This is a genomic window from bacterium, assembly GCA_040755795.1.
Taxonomy (GTDB): domain Bacteria; phylum UBA9089; class CG2-30-40-21; order CG2-30-40-21; family SBAY01; genus JBFLXS01.
The window spans coordinates 1-2,263 of sequence record JBFLXS010000545.1 but is presented as its reverse complement, the minus strand read 5'-3'; the positions used below and the strand labels follow the sequence as shown (position 1 = coordinate 2,263).

At 36.2% G+C, this 2,263-nt stretch carries 2 protein-coding genes; both read right to left on the bottom strand.

Annotated elements, in window-relative coordinates; genetic code table 11:
• Positions 1-90: 90 nt before the first annotated feature.
• Positions 91-492, bottom strand: coding sequence for a UPF0758 domain-containing protein (locus AB1414_19475; protein MEW6609594.1), 402 nt, complete (start codon positions 490-492; stop codon positions 91-93).
• A gap of 45 nt (positions 493-537) precedes the next feature.
• Positions 538-1,707, bottom strand: coding sequence for an RNA-binding domain-containing protein (locus tag AB1414_19470; protein ID MEW6609593.1), 1,170 nt, complete (start codon positions 1,705-1,707; stop codon positions 538-540).
• Positions 1,708-2,263 lie beyond the last annotated feature (556 nt).

The window sequence follows — 2,263 nt, the reverse complement described above, 5'->3', positions numbered from 1 at the left end:
GCAAAAGTATAGTAACACCAGAAGGTCTAAAAAACAACCTTCAAAATACAAGGGGCGTATTGTCTCTTCGGCCAAAACTGTTACCACTTTTTAGGGCTGTTTCTGACCGAAATGAGACAATGCCAATTTTTTCATCTCACTCAGATATTTAAAAGCATCCTCTGGTGTCCGGATATAAACCTCTTTTGTTTGGCTAAAAAATCTCCTGCCCAATTCAAAACAGGCTACTACTTGGCAAGCATGGACATCACCTATCTCCAAAATTTTCTTTACCTTTTCCACATCTGCCTCTGTAGTTATAGCCCTTGAGCCATATTCATCAATTACCCTCTTAGCAATTCCAAAGACATCTTCTTTTATTGTTCCTTTACCAAGGATAATAGATAAAAGCTCATAGTTCTTCAAGACATTAGGACCATACTTCTTCAGTTTCTCTCTTGGCTTTTCTTCTTCTGGCAGATCTTTAACTTTGATACTGTATTCCTCTTTCATAGCCACTCCTTACTATTTTCAAACTCATGCAATTATCAGGCAAGTCTATCCTGAATCTGGCCTCCAGATTCTGATAATAAACTCTTGCTCCCTTTCTTCAAAATCAGGCTCTTTGCCGGTCTGTTCTTTTACAAGCCTAATCATCCTGGGAATACCAGTTCCAATCTCTGTCATCCTGTGCTCTTTAGCTAACAAGGAAACGATAAGGGGATTCCGATGGAGAGGGAATCCTAACTTAATATTATCAATAGTAACTGAATTAGGGAGTTTGCCCGGGCTTTTTATCTCTATTCTATTGTCAAAGATGAATATCCTGTTCTGGGACGGCAGTTGATAATTTCGATGGGCAATGGCATTTATGACCGCTTCTCTTAAGGCTTCAATTGGGATTTCAAATCGAGGTTCTTCCTTTTTAAAACCCTCTATCTTTGTTTCGGCTCTTAAATAATCCTTTAAGATTCTCTCTGTCCTTTCAATCTGCTCAATAAGTATTCCTTCTATATCCTTCTTATCAAAGGTTTCGCCAATGTCATTACCGTAAAACCGCACTATCGTTATCTTACAGTAGGGAAACTGATATTCCGGATGCTTTCCAAAGAAAAGCAATCCTCCAATAGTAGTAACCATATCCCTTTCATAAGGGGTTAATATTTTCATATTTTTTAAGAGGTCGTCAGTCCTTATTCCAAAATCTCCAATTCCACAGCCAAAAGATTTCTTTATAAACCTTTCAACATATTTAAGGTCTATATCCTCAATAGAGGTATTGGGAACAGCCAACTCGTCGTAATATATAGACTTAGATGCTTCAAATAGTCGCATAAGTTGTTCTCTGCTTGGGGACCTTCTACCACTACTGGTTCTTATATAGTAAATATCTTTGTTAGTTTTATAAGGTCTTTGAGGTCCTTTAGGTATTCTAACAACAAGGATTTTTTTGTCATCTATAATTATTTTTTCACTGGTTGAATCAATCGTTGGCTCACAATTATTGGCACATATATTGTCTATTCTTTGCATCATTTTATCTATGTCTGTAACACCTAAAATTTCTCCATCATCAGAAACACCAATTATTAAATTTCCCCCTTCTGTATTGGCAAAGGCAACTATTCCAGCCGCCAGGTCATCAGGATGAGCCTTTTCTTCCTTGAATTCGGTAAAAGAATCCTCACCCTTTTTGATTATTTCTAACAACTCAATCTTATTCATCATAACCTCCTAAAATCATTCAAGGTATTGTCAACAAACTTCTGCAGATAAAGTGTAACTATTCACCACGAAGAGCACAAAGGACACGAAATGGAATTTAATGTCTTGTAATTTTCGGTAGTGTCTGACAATAACTACAATATCCTTCTTTAATGTCACATAGGGACAATATATCGGTAGAAATAAATATCATACAAATAATGTCCCATAGGGACAATATATCGGTAAATGGCTTTTCATAAATTTTCTACCAATATATCGTTCCTACGGAACTGATTGATTTATCTATCTATTCCTACCGATATTATGTTCCTGACGGAACGATTATTCTCATTAAAGATTTTATGGTCTGGTGTTCTCCTTTTGAAAGACCGATATTATGTTCCTAACGGAACGATTATTCTCATGCCTTATTTATGGGTATTATCCTATCTGGAGTTTCGTTAATTTAAGGAGCCATTGAGTCTATCTGAATCCTTATCAATCTGTTTATTTTGCTCAAAGATGGCAAAATTAGGCTCAAAAGCCTGATGATTTTTTTGCAACTTATCCTTTGAAG